Raw genomic sequence first — 19,188 nt, 5'->3', positions numbered from 1 at the left:
CCGCGCGCGCGGGGGGGGGGGGGGGGGGGGGGCGCGGCGCCCCCCCCCCCCCGCCGGGGCGGGGGGGGGGGGGCGCCCCCCCGGGGCCCCCCACGGTCGGTCCGGCTCGCGGCGGCGCGCCGTAAGGTGAGACACATGAACGATCGCATGGTGTGGATCGACTGCGAGATGACCGGCCTCTCGCTGTCCGACGACGCGCTCATCGAGGTGGCCGCCCTCGTCACCGACTCCGAGCTGAACGTACTCGGCGAGGGAGTCGACATCGTCGTCCGGCCGCCGGACTCGGCGCTGGAGACGATGCCGGAGGTGGTGCGTGAGATGCACACCGCGTCCGGTCTGCTCGCCGAGCTGGCCGGCGGCACGACGCTCAAGGACGCCGAGGAACAGGTCCTGGCCTACGTACGGGAGTACGTGAAGGAGCCCGGCAAGGCCCCGCTGTGCGGGAACTCGGTCGGCACCGACCGCGGCTTCCTGCTGCGCGACATGCCGACGCTGGAGGGTTACCTCCACTACCGGATCGTGGACGTGTCCTCGATCAAGGAGCTGGCCCGGCGCTGGTACCCGCGGGCGTACTTCAACAGCCCGGAGAAGAACGGGAACCACCGCGCCCTGGCCGACATCCGTGAGTCCATCGCGGAGTTGCGCTACTACCGCGAGGCCGTCTTCGTCCCGCAGCCCGGCCCCGACTCCGACACCGCCAAGGCGATCGCGGCGAAGCACGTCCTCCCTGCTCAGCAGGCATAACGGGGCCCCGCGAAGGGGCGCCGCGAAACCTGTGCGCGAGCACCCCTTCGGACCCTGTAGACTTCTTCTCGGCCGGTCGGGGAAACCACAGAATCCCTGTGACCGGTCATGGTGGGTGTAGCTCAGCTGGTAGAGCACCTGGTTGTGGTCCAGGATGCCGCGGGTTCGAGTCCCGTCACTCACCCTCCTCGAAGAGGCCGATGACCTGCAACAACAAGGTCATCGGCCTCTTTCGTTCTCCTCATGCACAGCCGTGGCGTCCGATAGCGGTAACATCAGCCGACTTTCCGGGGGGCCGCGACGGCTGGGGGCCGGTCGTCATGGACGGCATCGCCCACCCCTCGGGCTTCTCGGGAGGGGCATCCTTGTTCCGCATGTTCCGCAACACCGTGGTGCACCACCGTGGTGCGAGACCCGCCGGTATCGTCGTCACCGCATTCGCGGCTCTACTGGCCGGTACCGGTCCGCTGGCACCCGGCGTCGCCTCCGCGGCGCCTGCCGTACCTCAGGAGACCGTCGTCCCGGCGGCCCTGCGCGGCACCTACACCTCGGCCTCGCTCTATGCCGCCAACACCCTGACCGGCGCGGACGGTGCGGGCAGCCAGGGTTTCTTCCACCGGCTCGAGGGCTACTCCGGTCTCGTCTGGTCGCGTTACGGCGGCGGCACGCCGGTCGCCGTACCGAAACCGGAAGGCTCGTACTTCACGGCAGCGACGGGCAGCGACGTACTCGCGTACCGCTACCCCGACCGAGTGGAGCTGTGGGACGCCTCCGACGGGACGACCCGTACGGTGCACGTCCCCGAGGGGCAGGGCGTGCTCTCCGTCTACGGCACCACCGTCGTCACCTTCCGCAACTCCGCCACCGGGAACGGGACGTCCACCCGGGCCATGCATCTGCTGACCAGCGGCCCTGACGGAACCACCCGCGACGTGCCAGTCGTCGGCGCACCGGAGGACATGGTGCTCGGCCAGCCGCACGGGGCCGACGCGACCAGCGTGCTGTTCCAGAGCCGGCAGACCGACGGCACGGACCGGATGGTCCTCGTCGACCGGGAGACGGGCCGGGTCCAGGGCTGGACGCAGCGGCTGCCCAGCAGCTACTACCGGGCGAAGATCTCCCCCGACCACATCGTGGTGTACAGCATCAACTCATCCACCGTGCTGGTGCTGCCCCGCTCCGACGTGTCGGCTACGCCGGTCGAGGTCGCGCTGGACAGCGGCTTCTCCAAATCGGGTCAGGAACTGGCCCTCGCCGGCCACTGGTTGGTCTACCGCCCCGGTGCCACCGCCACCCTCAAGGCGATGCCGGTCGCGGGCGGGCAGTCCATCACCGTGGTCACGGGGTCGGGCACCGGCCTGGTGGCCGCCCCCGACGGCACCGCCCTTGCCATCGGCCGCACGTCGACCACCGTCGACGACCGCGGCATCCAGCACATCCACCACGGCGACGACAGCGCGCCCGTCGTCACCACGGTCAGGCCACTGCCCCGGCCGACCGTCCCGATCGAGGGGCTCGTCCTGAGTCAGGGCAGACTCGTCGACGCCGAATTGGAGAACGGCCGCCGCACCCCCTACGTCCGGAACGTGGCCGCGACCGGCACCCCCGAGTACGGCGAGCACACCCGCCTGACCCCGACATCCGACGTGGTCATGGACGACTGCCCGGTCGCAGACCCCGGCTGCGCGTCGGTCTTCGACGTCGGCGACGGGCGCATCGCCTGGCTGGAGCGCCAGAGCGGCGAATCGGACCTGCTCCGGGTCCACGGTCCCGGCAAATACGACCTCTACCAGCGCAGGGTGCCGGCCGGCGGCCGGATCACCGACGTCTCGGTCACGTACCTGATCCACACCACCCCCGACAAGCAGTCCGTCTACCGCCTGGACGACGACGGCGCCCCTCTGACGCGCACCCCCAGTGCCGCCGCCGTCTGGGAGAACCGGCTCTGGACGCCCGGTGCCACGCCGGGCAGCGTCTCGGCGCTCGACCTCGTCTCGAAGAAGACGGTCGAGACCGCCGGCACCGGCGCGAGTTGCGTTCCGCAGGAGTTGCAGGCCGTGGGCCGCTGGCTGTATTGGAGCTGCGGCCCCGACGGGCCCGCCGGGGTGTACGACCGTACGAAGAAGACCTCGGTGGCCGTCCCCTCCGGGGAGGCGCTGCTCGGCGACGGCTACGTCGTCACCCACGACCGGCAGGCCGGGAAACTGAACCTCACCACGGTGGACTCCAGTTCGCCCGGCACCCGGGTCATCGGCGAACTGCCCGACACCGGAACCTCGCAGCGCCACGTCCGCTGGACCGTGGACAGGTACAGCGGCAACGTCGCGTACGTGGACGCACAGGAACGCATCCACCTCGCGCCGTCCGGGGTCACCACCACCCAGTCCCTGATCACCCTGCGGGAGGCGGAGGCCACGTCCGTCAACGCCGAATGGCCCACGAGCCGCGCCGGCATGCGTGGGACGGCGGTCTTCGACGGCGTGTTCTCCAAGCCGGTCGCGTCCTGGACGCTCGTGGTCCGGGACAAGAACACCAACCGGGTGGTCGACCGGCGCCAGGGCGGCGACACCCGCGGGCGGCTCGACGTGCAGTGGACGGGCATGGACCCGGCCAAGCAGTACAAGACCCCGCTGCCGAACGGCCGGTACACCTGGGAGCTCACCGCGAACCCGGCGGACGGCCGGGGGGCGGCGCTGCGCCGCGCGGGGACGGTCCGGCTCCTCCGCGGTAAGCCCGTCCCGCGCGACTACGCGGGCTCCGGGGCGTCGCCCGACGCGATCGCGGACCTGCTGACGCTCGACTCGCACGGGACCCTCACGTTTCACCACGGGAACGGCGCCGGGAAGTTCTCAGGCAAGACGTCGGGGCGCGGCTGGCCCACATCGGTGGTCGCCGTGCCCTTCGGGGACCTGAACAAGGACAAGTGCAACGACGTCCTCGTACGGATGGCGAACGGATCGCTGCGGGCGTACCGGCCCGCGTGCGGAAAGCCGCTCACGCCCTCGACTTCGTACCGGACGCTGAGCGGCGGCACCGGCTGGAAGGCCTACGACGTCCTCACCTCGCCCGGCGACCTCACCGGCGACGGACTGACCGACCTGCTGGCACGGAAGGCGTCGACGGGCGCGATGTACCTCTTCGCGGCGAAGCCCGACGGCACGCTGGCGGCCGGGAAGAAGATCGCCTCGAGCTGGGGCTCGTACACGAAGATCATCGGAGTCGGCGACCTGAACGGCGACGGCCTCGGGGACGTGCTGGCACGGCACAAGGACGGCACTCTGTACCGGTACTACGGGACGAAGGGCGGGCTGTCGACGAAACGGGTCAAGCTGTTCTCGAAGTGGGGTGCCTCGTACAACGCGGTCGTCGGCGTCGGTGACATCACCTCGGACGGGAAGCCCGACCTGGTGGCGCGCGACACCTCGGGGAACCTGTGGCGCCAGAAGGGCGACGGCCGGGGCTCGTTCGGGCCCCGCACGAAGATCGCGACCGGCTGGAAGGGCTACAAGGGACTGTTCTGAACCGGGCTCGGGACGGGGGCACACGACCGTGGTGTGCCCCCACGGGCGGGCCACAGGGCTGTCTCTCTTCGGTGCTCCTTCGCCATCGGGCAGTTCGCGGCGCATCATGACGATGCCCTCGATGTGCTCGCAGGTGGCGTGACGGACCGTGCCGCCCGCCCGGCATCTCCAGGGCAGCCTGCACTGCGAAGCGGTCCCGGTCCGACTCCGCAACAGCATCGAGGGCTACAACGGCTGCGCCGAAAACCCCTTGTCAGAGGGCATCGAATCCGCGGCTTTTCCCCGCATCCGCGGCATCGCGGCGACCGGTGGCCCCGCAGTGGCCCTGTCGGTCCCTTCTGCAAGCATGCTGCCGTGACAACCACATCACCTAATCAGCGCCCTGCCGAGGCCATCCTGGAGTTCTTGCGCACCGCCATTGCAACGGAGTGGCGCGAGCCGGCACTGGGACACGATGGCGTCTCGGTGTGGGAATCCGAGCACGGGATCGTGCTTCCGGAGCCGTACCGGAGTCTGATCGCCGAGATCACCAACGGGTCGCCCCTCGGACCGCCGGAAGATGGAGGCCTCCTCCCTCTGGGCTGGCTCCCACCCGACTGGCCATACGACAGGGACCGCAATCCAGCCGCCCCGTTCCCGCTCCGGGAGGCCTGGGCCTGGGAAGGCGAACCCCTCGCCGACGACCATCACGAGCGCGTCGCCGACGTCTACAACCACGGCTCCATCCTGCTCGGCACCGACGACGGCCCCTCCTACTGGGTCCTGGTCGTGACAGGTCCCCAACGAGGCAAGGTCTGGGTGGTCACCGAAGTCGGCGCCTACCCCTATCCGATGCCGGAGGCGGTCGGCTTCCTGGAATGGGTGCAACGCTGGCACGCCGGCGACGGCTGGTGAGACTGACCACTACCCAACAGCGTCCGATACACGACAAGGGCATCCGGCTTGGTGGGCTGACCTATTTGGCACATCGTCATCCGGCCACACGGGAGCCTCTAATGGTCGGTCTGACCGGCCTGGCAGTACTGACCGCCATCGTCATCCCGATCATTACTCGATGACGCGTCCATCCAAGGCGACGGCACTCGTGATGCTCGTCGGCCTGGAAGAGACAATTGGTTACCCGTCTGAGGGCGCGGGCAGGAGACGGGCTCGACCGCGAGAAGCGGCCCTTGACCTGCTGCGCTGGCAGGTTCGGCGGAAGGCCGGCCCGAGTCGAGGGTGCTCTACACCCAGAGCGTGCACTCGGCGGCCGGGGTGCTCACGGAGTCGACGGGGCGTGATGCGGCGAAAAAATACCCGGCCGCAAGCTCGGCCTAGCCGTTGACGCGTTGGGCCTGATGATCGCGGTGGTGGTGCTCGCCGCGTCCGTGCACGACAACGCCGTCGGCATCGCGCTGCTGGACAGCGTCGCCGCCGACACCGACACCGTGGAGGAGTCCCTGGTCGACCAGGGATTCGAGAACGCCGTCGTCGCGCACGGTCAGACGGTGGGGAATCGAGGTGGAGATCGTCGCGGGAACCTCCGTCCCGCCAGGCACGACGCCACAGTTGGTCTCTCTGGCAAGAGCCTCCGAATCGCCCCCAATCTCCCTCGCGGAGGTCGGGGCGTTCTTGTTGCCAGTCAGCGCAGCGGCAGCTCGGCCAGCATCACGGCGTACACCGGGGAGTCCGGGAACGGCTGCCGCTCGCCGACCTTCCGAAAGCCCCAGGACTCGTAAAGGGCCTGGACCTGCGGGTGGGTGACGTCCACCAGAAGGACGGCCAGGTCCTCGTTCCGACCGTCCAGCAAGGCGCGGGAGAGCAGGTCTGCCACCCCCTGCTTCCGCCACTTCTGGCGGACGGCGAGCTCGGAGTAGGAGAAGGTGTGATGCTTGTCCGGGGCGGGGTCGAGATGGTCACGCCACCACTCGCGGCCCTCGTTGGCCGGGGCTCCGTACGCGAACCCCACCGCCTCGTCTCCGACGTAGGCGATCACGCAGGCGAAACCGGCGTTGCCGCCCCAGTGGTCTACGAACCAGGGGAAGCGCTTCTTGAAGTCGTCCTTCATGGCTTCGCCCTGGGCGTCCGCGTGGATGTCGATGATCGTTTGCCGGATCTGCGGCAGGTCGTCATGTGTGAAGCGGCGGACGTCCAGGTCGGCGGCACTCAAGCTCGGCTCCATTCGGATCGGAAGCGATCCCCCCACTCTTGTGCGACTGCCGCGTCCGGCGCAAGGCTGATCAAGTCCCGGTAGTAATCGCCGAGCAGAGAGCGCATCCGGCCGGGGATAGGGTTGCCAGCCATCAGCTCGAAGACAGTCGCGGCTGTGGCGCATGCTTGTTCGACCTCTCCCTGGTGGAGCTGGGCAAGGGCGAGTCGCGTAGTGGCCAGACCACGGTTACGGCGGAAGTGCTTGGGGAGCATGGCCAGTGCCCGGTGGGAGGCGGCCTCCGACTCCGCCGCATCTCCGATCCTGTCCCGGACGATGGCCTGGATGGCGCACAGTTCCGCGACCCCGTAGAAGCTGACCCAACTCGGCCTGGGTTCTTCCTGCGACGCCTTCGCCAGCGCCTCCTCTGCGTAACCCAGGGAGCGGATGGCGGCCCGGCGGTCCCGGAGGTTGGCGTGGGCAACAGCCGTACGCGCGTGTGCAAGGGAGTTATAGAAGGGCTCCCGCCGGGCCATGGTCGTGGCCTGGGCCGCATACCCGGCGTCCACCGCCTCGGCAAACTGGTCCCGCTGGTGGGCGAGCATGGCGTACGAGTTCCAGGCACGCAGTTCGGCGACGGGATCCTTGGCCATCCCAGCGAGGTACAGGGCCCGGTCAAGAAACCGCTGGGCTCGGTCGAGTTGCCGGGCGTCGATGGCGGACCATGCGGCCGTGGCGGTGTAGTTGGCGGCCACCGAGAAGAGGCGCTGCCGGATGCGCTGGGAGGCGGCGTGTCTCTGCTTGGCGATGGCCTCGGAGGCTCCGGCGAGAGCTGCTCGCTCCATGCCTTCATGGCCCCCTCGGGCTCTGTCCAGGTCCATCAGGGCATCCAGGCCGCTGCGGAGACGGATCACGTCGGAGGTGCCGACTGCGGCCGGTCGCGAGTCCGTGATGGGCACCACGACGGCGGCGGCTGTGCCGGTGGTGGCGGTGAGGAAGTTCCTGCGCCTCACGGGAGACTCCGGTTCGGTGGTGGGAGGTATTGCTGGTGGCGGGCTGAAGCCCAGACCTTGGGCCGTACATCCGAATACCGTCTCGAGCGCCTCCCGTTGACGCGGGTGAGGCCAACGGGTTCTTCCGCTCAGCCAGTTGCGCACGGTGCGGTCGCTCACAGTGCCGTCGTATCCGTGCAGGCACAGGTACTCATTGACGGCCTGAGCCAACTGGGCCTGTGTGAAGCCTGCTTCCCGCATGGCACCGGCGAGGTTCGCATTGCCCTCCACGTACACACGGTAGCCACTGATGCCCCCTCGGTGATGGCAGAGCCGGGAAATTTCCGCCTGCCCCAGACGCACACCGGGTCGATTTTTCCTCCTCACCGCGGACGACTGGTCGTTGACTGAACCAAGGCTGTCGTAGTCCGACTCTTCTCGAGGTTCAGATGATCCTGCCAGCGAGGCCGCACCACACCGGGCATCCCGGCTACTCCGAGACCCTCCCCGCTCTCGAGGAGAGTGCCGCGGCCGCCCGCAAACTCGTACGGACGGCCCTGGCCGCCTGGTACCTGGAGGATCTGGAGGACACCGCGATACTGGTCGTCTCGGAGTTGGTGGCCAACGCCGTCAAGCACACGAAAAGCCGCCTGATCCGGGTCGTCATCTCCCGGCCGAACGAACGGTTCGTACGCGTCGGCGTCGTCGACAAGGCCCGCGTGATGCCTGAGTTGCCCAAGCCCGACGAGGATCTGCCCACCAGCGGCCGCGGGCTCCTCCTGGTCGACGCCCTCGCCGAGTGCTGGGGAACCGACCCGCACCGCTGGGGCAAGCAGGTCTGGGCCGAGCTGAGCTGCGAGCCGACCCGGTGAGCGAGGAGAAGCCCAAGGCCTGGGTGGGCGATCAGGTATACGACGCCGACGCGGACAGGGAGGGCATCGTCAGGGACGTACAGCAGGACGGTACATACCTCCTGCGCGAGGTCTGGGCATGGGCCCTGACGTGGACGGCCCCGAACCCCGAGAGGCTGACCGTCACCGTGCCCCGCCAGGAGCGGGTCAAGAGAGAACGGGCCTCGTGACCGTGCACAGCTGCGCGTTCCTCTGACTGAGCAGCCTCACGGACGAAGAGGCCTACGAGTTCCTGCACGAGGCCACACGCTTGGCCAGACGGGCGGTGCTCACTACCGGTGACCTGGGACAACCAGGTCACCGGCCTCTTGCGTATCCGCCCGGCCGTTCAGGGCCAGGCGGGTGGGTTTCGCAGGGCCTTCGCGATCACGTCGTGGATGAGGTGTTCGCCGGGGGCTCGGTTCTCCTTGAGCCGGGGGAGGTCGTCCGGGCCGAACCAGTCGTAGGCGGTGTGCTTGGACCATTCCAGGGCGGGGTGATTCAGGTCGCCGTCGACTTCGACGAGGTAGTCGGCCTCCCGCCTCACGCCCCTGCCGTCGTCCCCGGTCCACGCGGTGATCCCGAGCAGCCTCCGCACCCGGCGCAGGCGCCAGCCGGTCTCTTCCTCAACTTCCCGGGCGAGGGCGTCGAGCAACGACTCGCCGGGCTCGACGTGACCGCCGACAACGTCCCAGCAGTCGGGGAAGAGCCGCCGCTCCGGGCTGCGTCTCTGCGCGAAGGCACGGCCGTCGCGGTTGAGGATGACCGCTCCGGCCGCCCAGACCTCCCCGCCGGCGGGAACCGGGATCTCGATTCCGCTGTCCACGGTCACCTTGTGCTGCTCTTCCGGCATGGCCTCACTGTAGGGCGAGCACGCTGCCGCCTCCGTGCCCCGGGCTCCGTCGCGTGTGGGGTGTCAGAGGCAGGACCCGTTCTTCTTCACGGTGTCGGGCCGGATGCAGGATGTGCCGGCGGTGTACTCGCCGCCTCGGTCGAAGACCTGGAGGGTCGCCGTCTCGTCGATCTCCCACCAGGCCGCGAAGGCCTCGGCGATGTACTGGGACTGTTTCTCGAGGTCCATCATCTTTTCCAGCTCGACCACGTCGCCGTCGTCTATGGCCTCGTAGTCGACGGTCGGATAGTCGGAGCGGGCCTCCAGAGCCGGGTGAACCCACTTCCGCTTGTAGCCCCGCCATCCCTTGAGGTGCTTGACCGCCTTCTTCTGGCGAGCGGTCCCATGCTTGGCCACGAACTCCTTGAACTGCTCGAACGTGCCCGGGGTGTCGGCGATCTCCGCGAGGGTCATCGTGACCTTCTTGGGCCGGGCGGGCTTCGGTGCGTCGGCCTTGGGCTCCTGCCCGGCGGGCCTCGGCGACTCGACCGCGGCGCTCACAGCGGTGCTGGGCGTGGCAGTTGACGCGGCGTCCGAGTCGCCGCCGCCGCACTGCGTCGCCACCGCCAGGATGAGCGAGACGACCACGATGACACCGCACCCCAGTGCCGTCCCGTCGCTGCTGTTGCTGCCCACGTACACGCTCTCCATCACCAGTACCGGAGGGGTTGCCGACAGGCGTCACCGCAGGTAGGAGCCCCCCTAATCCGTAAAGCGTGATCGTACACATGGGCGACTCGTGAAGGAATCGCGCCCCTTGCGTGAAGATCCTCCGTGGCACTTGCGGGCCGGCCACCGTTCCGGCTCGATCCGGGAGCGTCGTCGCTCCGAACGCCCGCCACCCCGTCCACCAGACCCCGCACAGCGAGGTCAGCTGATAGCCGTCGGCTCCCCGGCCCGGAAGCCGCTACTCTCTCCGGCCATGAACCGACGGCAGCGCAAGAAGCTCTCCCGGCACCTCGTCGCCGCGGCCATGCTGGGTGACACCGTCCGTGCAGAGGCGCTGTTGCGGGCCGGGGCCGATCCGGGACGGGCGGACAGGGAGGGCACCACTCCGCTCTACGCGGCGTCCGTGCAAGGGGATGCCAAGACGGTCCGCCTGCTTCTCGCGGCCGGGGCCAGTCCGGACGCCGAGAGCGGGCACGGGTCGGAGGGCACACCCCTGTGCGCGGCCGCATGCTGGGGGCACACCGAGACCGTGCGCGAACTGCTGGCGCACGGCGCCGATCCGAACCTCCGTGAGGATCACGGCACGGGCCGCACTCCGCTGGAGTGGGCGGTCGCCGACTCCCATGCCGAGACCGTCGCCCTTCTTGTCGCGGCGGGAGCCGGCCGAGGCGGCGGGCCGGCGTCCGTTACGACGACGCCCGCACCACCAGCTCCGTAGGCAGCACGAGTTGCTGCCGCCGCTCCAGCCCGCGGGACGCCGCCGGGCGGCGGTCGGCGATCTCGTTCAGCAGGAGGTCGATCATCGCGCGGCCCATCTCCTCGATGGGCTGGCGGACGCTGCTCAGGGGCGGGTCCATGTGGCGCGCTATGGCGGAGTCGTCGTAGCCGACGAGGGCCACGTCGTCGGGGATGCGGCGGCCCGCCTCGCGCAGCACCTGGCGGGCACCGGCGGCCGTGACGTCGGAGGCGGCGAAGACGGCGTCCAGATCGGGACGGTGGGCCAGCAGGCGCGTCATCGCACGGCGGCCGCCGCCCTCGGTGAAGTCACCCTGGGCCACGAGGAGTTCGTCCACCTCATGGCCCGCGTCGCGCAGGGCGTCGCGGTAGCCGTCGACGCGGCGCTGGGCGCCGTAGACGTCCATGTGGCCGGTGATGTGGGCGACGGTGCGGCAGCCGTGGGCCAGCAGGTGCTCCACGGCGGAGCGGGCGCCTCCGTAGTTGTCGGAGTCCACCGAGGTCAGGGTCTCGCCCGCGGACCGCGGACCGCTGATCACGGCCGGGATCTCCAACTGGGACAGCATGTCGGGCAGCGGGTCGTCGGCGTGCACCGAGACCAGCAGGACCCCGTCCACCCGGTGCGCGGCCAGGTACTCAGCCAGCCGCTGCCGCTTCTGGTCGCTGCCGGCGAAGATCAGCAACAACTGCATCTCCGTGTCCGACAGTCCGGCGCCGACACCCCGCAGCATGTCCGAGAAGTACGGCTCGGCGAAGAAGCGGGTCTCCGGCTCGGGCACGACGAGGGCGATCGCGTCGGTGCGGTTGGCGGCGAGGGCGCGGGCGGCCGTGTTGGGAACGTAGCCGAGTTCGGCGACCGCGGCCTCGACCGCGGCCCGGGTGGCGTCGCTGACCCGGGGCGAGCCGTTGATCACCCGTGAGACGGTGCCCCGGCCGACGCCGGCCCGCGCGGCGACCTCTTCGAGGGTCGGCCGACCGCCGCTCCGGCCCCGCGCTCCGTGGGCTGTCATTGGCTCCGCCTTTCCACCGTCGAAACCGCCTTGGCCTGGAATGTAACAGTCTCCCGAGAACGGACGCCGTGCCCGGGGGCTGCCGCGGCGGTCTCCGGGGAGGGAGCGGCTCCGCATGTCCGGGACGAGAGCCTCGCCCTCCCGCGTTAGCTAACAGGCCGATAACTGAACGCATTTGTCCTCGCTCACACCCTTGACACCCCCGCTCGAACCCGCGACTCTTCAACACATCACTGGTGGGAGCGCTCCCACAGTACCTGACACATACACAACCCGCACGTTCCCCGCCCGAGCCGCAGCGAGTAGAAACGGGCCCAACATGCAGTTGGCCGGGGGGTCGGCACGTCAGGGCAACAGGAGGACGCAATGCGAGCACGTTTCCTCGCCCATTCTCGGCTTCGTCCGAGTGGGGGCACACCCATCGCCCGCAAGGCGGTGGTCCTGGCGGCAGCCGCGTCGCTGGGCGCCGGGCTGCTGGCCGGCTGCTCCAGCGACAGCGGAGACACGTCCGGCTCGTCCGGCGGCGGCAACGGCGGTGACAAGGTCACGATCACCTTGGGGCTCTTCGGCACCATGGGCTTCAAGGAGGCCGGCCTCTACGCCGAGTACGAGAAGCTGCACTCCAACATCAGGATCCAGGAGAACGTCACCGAGCGCAATGAGAACTACTACCCGGCGCTCGTCAACCATCTGACCACCAACAGCGGCCTGATGGACGTCCAGGCCGTCGAAGTCGGCAACATCGCCGAGGTCGTCGCCACCCAGGCGGCCAAGTTCGAGGACCTCTCCAAGGTCTCGGGCGTGGACAAGAGCAACTGGCTGGACTGGAAGTGGCAGCAGGCCACCACCAAGGACGACCAGACCATCGGCCTGGGCACCGACATCGGCCCGATGGCGATCTGCTACCGCAAGGACCTCTTCGAGCAGGCCGGTCTGCCCACCGACCGCGAGGAGGTCGGCAAGCTGTGGGCTGGCGACTGGAACAAGTTCGTCGCGGCGGGCGAGAAGTTCAAGAAGAAGGCGCCCGACGGCACCTACTTCATGGACTCCCCCGGCGGTCTGATCAACGCGATCCTCAGCAGTGAGAAGGAGAAGTTCTACGACGCCTCCGGCAACGTCATCTACAAGAAGAACCCCGCCGTCAAGTCCGCCTTCAACCTGACGGCCAAGGCCGCCCAGGAGGGACTGCTCCAGTCGCAGACGCAGTTCCAGCCGGCCTGGGACCAGACGATCGCGAACAGCAAGTTCGCCACCGTCGCCTGCCCGCCGTGGATGCTCGGCACCATCAAGGGCAAGTCGAAGCCGGACGCGGCCGGCAAGTGGGACGTGGCCGTGCCGCCGAAGGGCGGCAACTGGGGCGGTTCCTTCCTGGCCGTGCCCAAGAGCGGCAAGCACGTGAAGGAGGCGACGGACTTCATCACCTGGTTGACGGCTCCCGAGCAGCAGGCGAAGCTGTTCGCCGTCCAGGGCAGCTTCCCGAGCGCGCCGGGTGCGTACACCATGCCGTCGGTGACCGACGCGAAGAACGAGATGACGGGTGACGCGCCCATCGGCAAGATCTTCGCCGAGGCCGCCAAGTCCATCCCGGTCCAGGTGATCGGCCCGAAGGACCAGATCGTCCAGCAGGGCCTGACGGACAACGGTGTCTTCCTCGTGACGAAGGGCAAGTCGCCCGCCGACGCGTGGACGACGGCCACCAAGACCATCGACAACAACCTGGAGAAGTGACCGGTATGGCCACCCGGCACGACACCGCCGCGCCCCCCGAGGAGGGGGGCGCGGCCCCGGGCCGCCCGGCGGAGACCGACGCCGCCGACGCGGAGCACCGGCGCCGGGCGCGGCTGTCCCGCCGCTGGCAGCGGGACATGCGGTGGAGCCCGTACGCGTTCGTCTCGCCGTTCTTCCTCCTGTTCGTCGCCTTCGGGCTGTTCCCGCTGATCTACACGGCGTGGGCCTCGCTGCACACGGTGGAGCTGACGGCGCCGACCGACATGGAATGGGCCGGGCTGCGCAACTACACCCGGATCTTCGACGACGAGTTCTTCTGGAACGCGGCGAGGAACACCCTGACCATCGGCATCATCTCCACGGTCCCGCAATTGCTGATGGCGATGGGCCTGGCGCACATCCTGAACTACCGGCTGCGCGCCACGACGTTCTACCGGGTCGCGATGCTCGCGCCGTACGCGACCTCGATCGCCGCCGCCTCGCTGGTCTTCGTGCTGCTCTTCGGCCGCGACTACGGGATGATCAACTGGGTGCTGCACTCGGTCGGCTTCGACAACGTCGACTGGCAGAACGACAAGTGGCCCTCCCAGATAGCCGTCTCCACGATCATCATCTGGCGCTGGACGGGCTACAACGCGCTGATCTACCTCGCGGCGATGCAGGCCATCCCGAACGACCTGTACGAGTCGGCGGCCCTGGACGGCGCCAACCGGTTCCGGCAGTTCTTCCACGTCACCCTGCCGCAGCTGCGCCCGACCATCCTGTTCACCGCCGTGGTGTCGACCATCGGCGCCAGCCAGGTCTTCGGCGAGCCGCTGCTGTTCGACGCCAACAAGGGCGCCTCCGGCGGTGCCGAGCACCAGTTCCAGACGCTGGGTCTGTACCTGTACGAGCAGGGCTGGGTGAACCAGCACCTGGGCCGGGCCTCCGCGATCGCCTGGACGATGTTCCTGATCCTGATCGTGATCGGCGTGGTCAACTACGTCATCTCGCGCCGGCTGCGCGCCAGTAGTTAAGGAGTACCGGCCGTGACGACGACCCTGACCGAACCCGAGACGCCGACCGACGCGCCCCGCCGGACGCGCCGGCCCAAGGCGGCCCGCGCGGGCGGACAACTGCACGCCGGCCCGATCGCCTACGTGATCCTGGCCCTGTTCACCATCGGCTCGCTGTTCCCGCTGGTGTGGACGGCGATCGCCGCCTCCCGGAACAACAACCGGCTGGCGCAGACCCCGCCGCCCTTCTGGTTCGGCTCGAACCTGATGCACAACCTCCAGGTCGCCTGGACGGACGCAAATCTGGGCAAGGCGTTCGTCAACACCACGATCGTGGCGGGAACCTCCGCGGCGACGGTCGTGTTCCTGTCGACGATCGCCGGCTTCGCCTTCGCCAAGCTGCGCTTCAAGGGCCGGGGCGCGCTGATGCTGATCGTGATCGGCACGATGATGGTGCCGCCGCAGCTCAGCATCATCCCGCTGTACATGATGGTGGCCAAGCTGGACTGGACCGACCAGTTGCAGGCGGTGATCCTGCCGTCGCTGGTCAGCGCGTTCGGTGTGTTCTTCATGCGGCAGTACCTGCTTCAGGCGCTGCCGGACGAGATCATCGAGGCCGCCCGGGTGGACGGCGCGAGCAGCTGGCGCGTGGTGTGGCACGTGGTGTTCCCGGCGGCGCGTCCCGCGATGGCCGTGCTGGGGATGCTGATGTTCGTGCAGACCTGGAACGACTTCCTGTGGCCCTTCCTGGTCCTGACCCAGACCGGCAACCCGACCGTGCAGGTCGCCCTCGCGGGCCTGGGCCGCGGCTACACCCCCGACCAGTCCCTGATCATGGCGGGCGCGCTGCTCGGCACGCTGCCGCTGCTGCTGGTCTTCGCGATCTTCGGCAAGCAGATCGTGGGCGGCATCATGCAGGGCGCGGTCAAGGGCTGACGCCCGCGACCTGTCCTTCCCCGCCCGCGACCGTCCTCGCGGCGCCCGCGGCCCGTCCGCGCCGGCGCGGCGGCCCGGCCGCGGCGCACGCCCCGCCTGTTCCGGGGGCCGGGTCACCGTGGTCCCGGCCCCTTGCTCCTCCCTTTCCCCCTGTCCCCTTTCCCCTGTCCACGTCGACCCCTGTCCACCCTCCCCTTTCGAACCGTCGGTCTTTCACGACCATCTATGGGAGCGCTTCCATGCCTGAGTCCGCACAGCCGGTGACCCCGGTGACCTTTCCGCCCGCCTTCCTCTGGGGCGCCGCGACCTCCGCGTACCAGATCGAGGGGGCGGTGCGGGAGGACGGCCGTACGCCCTCGATCTGGGACACCTTCAGCCATACCCCGGGCAAGACCGCCGGAGGTGAGACCGGTGACATCGCTGTCGACCACTACCACCGCTACCGCGACGACGTGGCCCTGATGGCGGACCTGGGCCTCAACGCCTACCGCTTCTCCATCTCCTGGCCGCGGGTGCAGCCCACCGGCCGGGGCCCCGCCGTCCAGGTGGGCCTGGACTTCTACCGCCGTCTGGTGGACGAGCTGCTGGACCGCGGGATCAAGCCGGCGGTCACCCTCTACCACTGGGACCTCCCGCAGGAGTTGGAGGACGCGGGCGGCTGGCCGGAGCGGGAGACCGCGCTGCGCTTCGCGGAGTACGCGCAGATCGTCGGTGAGGCGCTCGGCGACCGGGTGGAGCAGTGGATCACCCTCAACGAGCCGTGGTGCAGCGCCTTCCTGGGCTACGGCTCCGGGGTGCACGCCCCGGGCCGCACCGAGCCCGCGGCCACGCTGCGCGCCGCCCACCATCTGAACCTGGCCCACGGCCTGGGCACGCAGGCATTGCGGTCGGTGATGCCGGCCCGCAACTCGATCGCGGTCAGCCTCAACTCCTCCGTAATCCGCCCGGTTTCGCAGGACCCGGTGGACCTGGCGGCGGCCCGGAAGATCGACGACCTGGCCAACGGGGTCTTCCACGGCCCGATGCTGCACGGGGCGTACCCGGCCACGCTGCTGGAGGCGACCTCCTCCATCACGGACTGGTCCTTCGTCCAGGACGGCGATGTGCGAGCCGCCCACCAGCCGCTGGACGCGCTCGGCCTCAACTACTACACGCCGGCCCTGGTGTCGGCGGCGGACACGGCGCTGGAAGGCCCGCGGGCCGACGGTCACGGGGCGAGCGCCCACTCGCCATGGCCCGGCGCGGACGACGTGGCGTTCCACCAGACGCCGGGCGACCGCACCGAAATGGGCTGGACGATCGACCCGAGCGGCCTGCACGAGCTGATCATGCGCTACTCCCGGGAGGCGCCGGGGCTGGCCCTGTACGTCACCGAGAACGGCGCCGCCTACGACGACAAGGTGGACGCCGACGGCCGCGTGCACGACCCGGAGCGCATCGCGTACCTGCACTCGCACCTGGCGGCCGTGCGCCGGGCCATCACGGACGGCGCGGACGTCCGCGGGTACTACCTGTGGTCCCTGATGGACAACTTCGAGTGGGCCTACGGGTACAGCAAGCGGTTCGGCGCGGTCTACGTCGACTACAGCACCCTCGCCCGGATCCCGAAGTCCAGCGCCCACTGGTACGGCAGGGCCGCCCGCACCGGGGAGCTGCCTGCGCCGGACGCCGCCTGACGGCCCGTCCGGCCCACAGCGCGCCCCGGCCGGCTCGGGGGTGAACCGGCCGGGGCGCTTTCCCGCTCCTCGACGCGGCTGCCCAGGCAGTGGCGGCTCAGGGAAGGGACCGGGTACGGCCGAGGCGTGCGGCCGGTCTGCCCGGCCGGCGGCGGCGCACCGCTCCCCGGTGACCCGAGCGGACCGGGGAGCGGGCGTCGAGCTGGAGCCGGATCCGCACTTCCGTGCCGCCGAGCACGGAGGAGCCGATCCGCACGTCCCCGCCGGTGGACTCCGCGAGCCGGCGCACGATGTCCAGGCCGAGTCCCGTGGAGCCGTCGTTCCCCGAGCCGCGCCCGCGCAGCATCGCCGAGTCCGGGTCGGGTATGCCCGGTCCGGCGTCGGAGACCAGCACGATCACCGCGTCGTCGCCGTTGTGCACGTCGACCGCGAAGGCGGTGCCCTCGGCGGTGTGCCGGAAGACGTTGCCGAGCAGGGCGTCCAGCGCGGCCGCGAGGTCGGCGCGGGCGACGGGTATGCGCACCGGCCGCTCGACCCCGGCCAGCCGCCACGTGCGGCCCTCGTCCTCGGCGAGCGCCGACCAGAACTCCATCCGCTCCCGGACGACTTCGGCCGCGTCGCAGCCGGCGCCCGGACCGGCCGCCGCCGTCTGCGGCTTGGCCTCCCGGGCGGTGCGGATGATCGTGTCGACCTCCCGCTCCAACTGGGCGACCGCCGTCCGGGTCTGCTCGGCGGCGGGCCCGGCTCCGAGCGAGGCCGCGTTCAGCCGCAGCACGGTCAGCGGCGTACGCAGCCGGTGGGACAGGTCGGCCGCCAGTTCGCGTTCGTTCGCGAGCAGTTGGACGACCTGGTCGGCCATGGAGTTGAACGCGACGGCGGCGAGCCGCAGTTCGGTCGGGCCGTCCTCGGGCACCCGGGCGCCCAGCCTGCCCTCGCCCAGTTCGTGCGCGCTCTCGGCCAGCCGCTGCGCGGGCCGCACCATCCGTACGCCGAGCCGGTCGGCGACGGCGACCGAGCCGACGACGAGCGCCGCGCCCACACCGGCGAGCACCGCCCAGGCCGTGCCCACGCCCTTGCCGACCTCGGCCTCGGGGACGTAGACCTCGACGACGGCGATGGCGCCGGAGCTCAGCGCGACCGGCTGGAGCAGCGTGGACCCGCCGGGCACGTCGGCGGTGGAGGCGCGGCCCGTCCGCCGCACGGTCGCGATGTCCTCGCCGGTGGCCCGGGCACGGCCGATCTCGACGGCGGCGGCGCCGTCGACGGCCGGTACGTGCACGGCCATCCGGGCGTCCGAGCCCGCCGAGGCGACGACCCGCTCCAACGGCTCGCGCTCGGTGGTGATGGACAGGGCGGGCGCGACCGCCGCGGCCTGGCGTTCGGCGTTGGAGAAGGCGCGGTCCCGGGCCATCTCCTTGATGACCAGGGCGAGCGGGACCGCGAAGGCGATCACGACCATCGTGGTGACCGCGAGGCAGACCTTGACCAGTGCCCATCTCATCGCGGCGGCTCCGCTCCGGGCGGCTCCAGCTTCACGCCCACGCCCCGCAGGGTGTGCAGATAGCGGGGCCGGGCGGCGGTCTCGCCCAACTTCCTCCTGAGCCAGGACAGATGGACGTCTATCGTCTGGTCGTCGCCGTAGGACTGCCGCCACACCTCGGCGAGCAGTTCCTTGCGCGCCACGACCACGCCCGGCCGTTCGGCGAGGAAGGCGAGCAGGTCGAACTCACGGCGGGTCAGGTCCAGCCGCGTCCCGTCCAACTCGGCCTGGCGGCGCAGCGGGTCGACGGTCAGGCCGCCGACCCGGAGCACGGTGGACGGCGGGGGCCCACCGGTGGCCGAGCGGGCCCGGCGCAGCACGGCGGCCATGCGCGCGGACAGGTGCTCGACGGAGAACGGCTTGGTCAGGTAGTCGTCCGCCCCGGCGTTGAGCAGCCGGACGATCTCCGCCTCGTCGTCCCGGGCGGTGGCGATGATGACGGGCACGTCGGTGATGCCGCGCAGCATCTTCAGCGCCTCCGAGCCGTCCAGATCGGGCAGTCCGAGGTCCAGTACGACCAGGTCGAAGCGGAGGTGGGCGACCTCGCGCAGCGCCTCGAGCGCCGTACCGACGCTGCGCACGGTGTGCGAGGCGTCGGTCAGGTGCCGGATGAGTGCCGAGCGCACGAACGGGTCGTCCTCGACCACGAGAACACTTGCCATGCGCCGCACCGTACGCCATGCGGGCGGGCCCGGCCGGGGCCTGTGGACAACTCCGCCCGCGCTCCGGCCG

At 70.1% G+C, this 19,188-nt stretch carries 18 protein-coding genes and 1 tRNA gene; 12 read left to right on the top strand and 7 right to left on the bottom strand.

Features of this window, described 5'->3' with window-relative positions; all coding sequences use genetic code 11:
- Positions 1-135: 135 nt before the first annotated feature.
- The 5 genes from orn to ACF09J_RS07225 all read left to right on the top strand — a co-directional run bounded on the left by orn (position 136) and on the right by ACF09J_RS07225 (position 5,983).
- The gene (gene orn / locus ACF09J_RS07245) at positions 136-744 is read left to right on the top strand and encodes an oligoribonuclease (protein WP_392304380.1); all 609 of its coding nucleotides are present in this window, start codon (positions 136-138) and stop codon (positions 742-744) included.
- Positions 745-855: 111 nt separating this feature from the next.
- A tRNA-His gene (locus tag ACF09J_RS07240) sits at positions 856-928 on the top strand.
- Positions 929-1,118: 190 nt separating this feature from the next.
- Complete coding sequence (locus ACF09J_RS07235; protein WP_392304379.1) at positions 1,119-4,265, top strand: FG-GAP repeat domain-containing protein; 3,147 nt, start codon at positions 1,119-1,121, stop codon at positions 4,263-4,265.
- A gap of 405 nt (positions 4,266-4,670) precedes the next feature.
- Positions 4,671-5,159, top strand: coding sequence for an SMI1/KNR4 family protein (locus tag ACF09J_RS07230; protein ID WP_392304378.1), 489 nt, complete (start codon positions 4,671-4,673; stop codon positions 5,157-5,159).
- Positions 5,160-5,602: 443 nt separating this feature from the next.
- Positions 5,603-5,983 (top strand): hypothetical protein, encoded by a 381-nt coding sequence (locus ACF09J_RS07225; RefSeq protein WP_392304377.1) that lies wholly within the window; start codon positions 5,603-5,605, stop codon positions 5,981-5,983.
- Here ACF09J_RS07225 and ACF09J_RS07220 read toward each other — a convergent pair.
- The gene (locus ACF09J_RS07220) at positions 5,887-6,426 is read right to left on the bottom strand and encodes a GNAT family N-acetyltransferase (protein ID WP_392304376.1); all 540 of its coding nucleotides are present in this window, start codon (positions 6,424-6,426) and stop codon (positions 5,887-5,889) included. The two genes, ACF09J_RS07225 and ACF09J_RS07220, sit on opposite strands and share 97 nt — an antisense overlap.
- Positions 6,411-7,676: an XRE family transcriptional regulator gene (locus ACF09J_RS07215; RefSeq protein WP_392304375.1), complete on the bottom strand. Its 1,266-nt coding sequence runs from the start codon at positions 7,674-7,676 to the stop codon at positions 6,411-6,413. Before ACF09J_RS07215 ends, ACF09J_RS07220 begins: the two co-directional genes overlap by 16 nt.
- A 158-nt stretch (positions 7,677-7,834) precedes the next feature.
- On the opposite strand from ACF09J_RS07215, the gene ACF09J_RS07210 reads away from it, so the two are divergent.
- The gene (locus ACF09J_RS07210; protein WP_392304374.1) at positions 7,835-8,257 is read left to right on the top strand and encodes an ATP-binding protein; all 423 of its coding nucleotides are present in this window, start codon (positions 7,835-7,837) and stop codon (positions 8,255-8,257) included.
- A complete protein-coding gene (locus ACF09J_RS07205; protein ID WP_392304373.1) occupies positions 8,254-8,466 on the top strand; it encodes a hypothetical protein in 213 nt (70 codons plus the stop codon). Before ACF09J_RS07210 ends, ACF09J_RS07205 begins: the two co-directional genes overlap by 4 nt.
- 158 nt (positions 8,467-8,624) lie before the next feature.
- Here ACF09J_RS07205 and ACF09J_RS07200 read toward each other — a convergent pair whose 3' ends face one another.
- Both ACF09J_RS07200 and ACF09J_RS07195 read right to left on the bottom strand, forming a co-directional pair.
- Entirely contained in the window at positions 8,625-9,128 is a 504-nt protein-coding gene (locus ACF09J_RS07200) for an NUDIX hydrolase (RefSeq protein WP_392304372.1), read from the bottom strand.
- Positions 9,129-9,191: 63 nt separating this feature from the next.
- Positions 9,192-9,818 (bottom strand): hypothetical protein, encoded by a 627-nt coding sequence (locus ACF09J_RS07195; RefSeq protein WP_392304371.1) that lies wholly within the window; start codon positions 9,816-9,818, stop codon positions 9,192-9,194.
- Between the two features lie 271 nt (positions 9,819-10,089).
- Here ACF09J_RS07195 and ACF09J_RS07190 point away from each other — a divergent pair, with 271 nt between their 5' ends.
- Complete coding sequence (locus tag ACF09J_RS07190; protein ID WP_392304370.1) at positions 10,090-10,554, top strand: ankyrin repeat domain-containing protein; 465 nt, start codon at positions 10,090-10,092, stop codon at positions 10,552-10,554.
- Here ACF09J_RS07190 and ACF09J_RS07185 read toward each other — a convergent pair.
- The gene (locus tag ACF09J_RS07185; protein ID WP_392304369.1) at positions 10,523-11,581 is read right to left on the bottom strand and encodes a LacI family DNA-binding transcriptional regulator; all 1,059 of its coding nucleotides are present in this window, start codon (positions 11,579-11,581) and stop codon (positions 10,523-10,525) included. The two genes, ACF09J_RS07190 and ACF09J_RS07185, sit on opposite strands and share 32 nt — an antisense overlap.
- Before the next feature lie 366 nt (positions 11,582-11,947).
- Here ACF09J_RS07185 and ACF09J_RS07180 point away from each other — a divergent pair, with 366 nt between their 5' ends.
- From ACF09J_RS07180 to ACF09J_RS07165, 4 genes are all read left to right on the top strand, one after another.
- Complete coding sequence (locus ACF09J_RS07180; protein ID WP_392304368.1) at positions 11,948-13,309, top strand: ABC transporter substrate-binding protein; 1,362 nt, start codon at positions 11,948-11,950, stop codon at positions 13,307-13,309.
- Between the two features lie 5 nt (positions 13,310-13,314).
- Positions 13,315-14,325 carry a carbohydrate ABC transporter permease gene (locus ACF09J_RS07175; RefSeq protein WP_392304673.1) on the top strand — a complete coding sequence of 337 codons (1,011 nt, stop codon included), beginning with the start codon at positions 13,315-13,317 and terminating at the stop codon, positions 14,323-14,325.
- 12 nt (positions 14,326-14,337) lie between these two features.
- Positions 14,338-15,240 (top strand): carbohydrate ABC transporter permease, encoded by a 903-nt coding sequence (locus ACF09J_RS07170; protein WP_392304367.1) that lies wholly within the window; start codon positions 14,338-14,340, stop codon positions 15,238-15,240.
- 239 nt (positions 15,241-15,479) lie between these two features.
- Positions 15,480-16,916: a GH1 family beta-glucosidase gene (locus tag ACF09J_RS07165; protein WP_392304366.1), complete on the top strand. Its 1,437-nt coding sequence runs from the start codon at positions 15,480-15,482 to the stop codon at positions 16,914-16,916.
- A 97-nt stretch (positions 16,917-17,013) separates the two neighbouring features.
- Here ACF09J_RS07165 and ACF09J_RS07160 read toward each other — a convergent pair whose 3' ends face one another.
- Complete coding sequence (locus ACF09J_RS07160; protein WP_392304365.1) at positions 17,014-18,417, bottom strand: sensor histidine kinase; 1,404 nt, start codon at positions 18,415-18,417, stop codon at positions 17,014-17,016.
- Positions 18,414-19,118, bottom strand: a complete 705-nt coding sequence (locus tag ACF09J_RS07155) for a response regulator transcription factor (protein WP_392304364.1) — start codon at positions 19,116-19,118, stop codon at positions 18,414-18,416. The genes ACF09J_RS07160 and ACF09J_RS07155 overlap by 4 nt, the downstream gene beginning before the upstream one ends.
- Positions 19,119-19,188: the final 70 nt, after the last annotated feature.

The organism is Streptomyces sp. NPDC014889, from assembly GCF_043081205.1.
Taxonomy (GTDB): domain Bacteria; phylum Actinomycetota; class Actinomycetes; order Streptomycetales; family Streptomycetaceae; genus Streptomyces.
The sequence above is the reverse complement of the archived record's forward strand: the minus strand, read 5'-3'. Positions and strand labels throughout refer to the sequence as shown.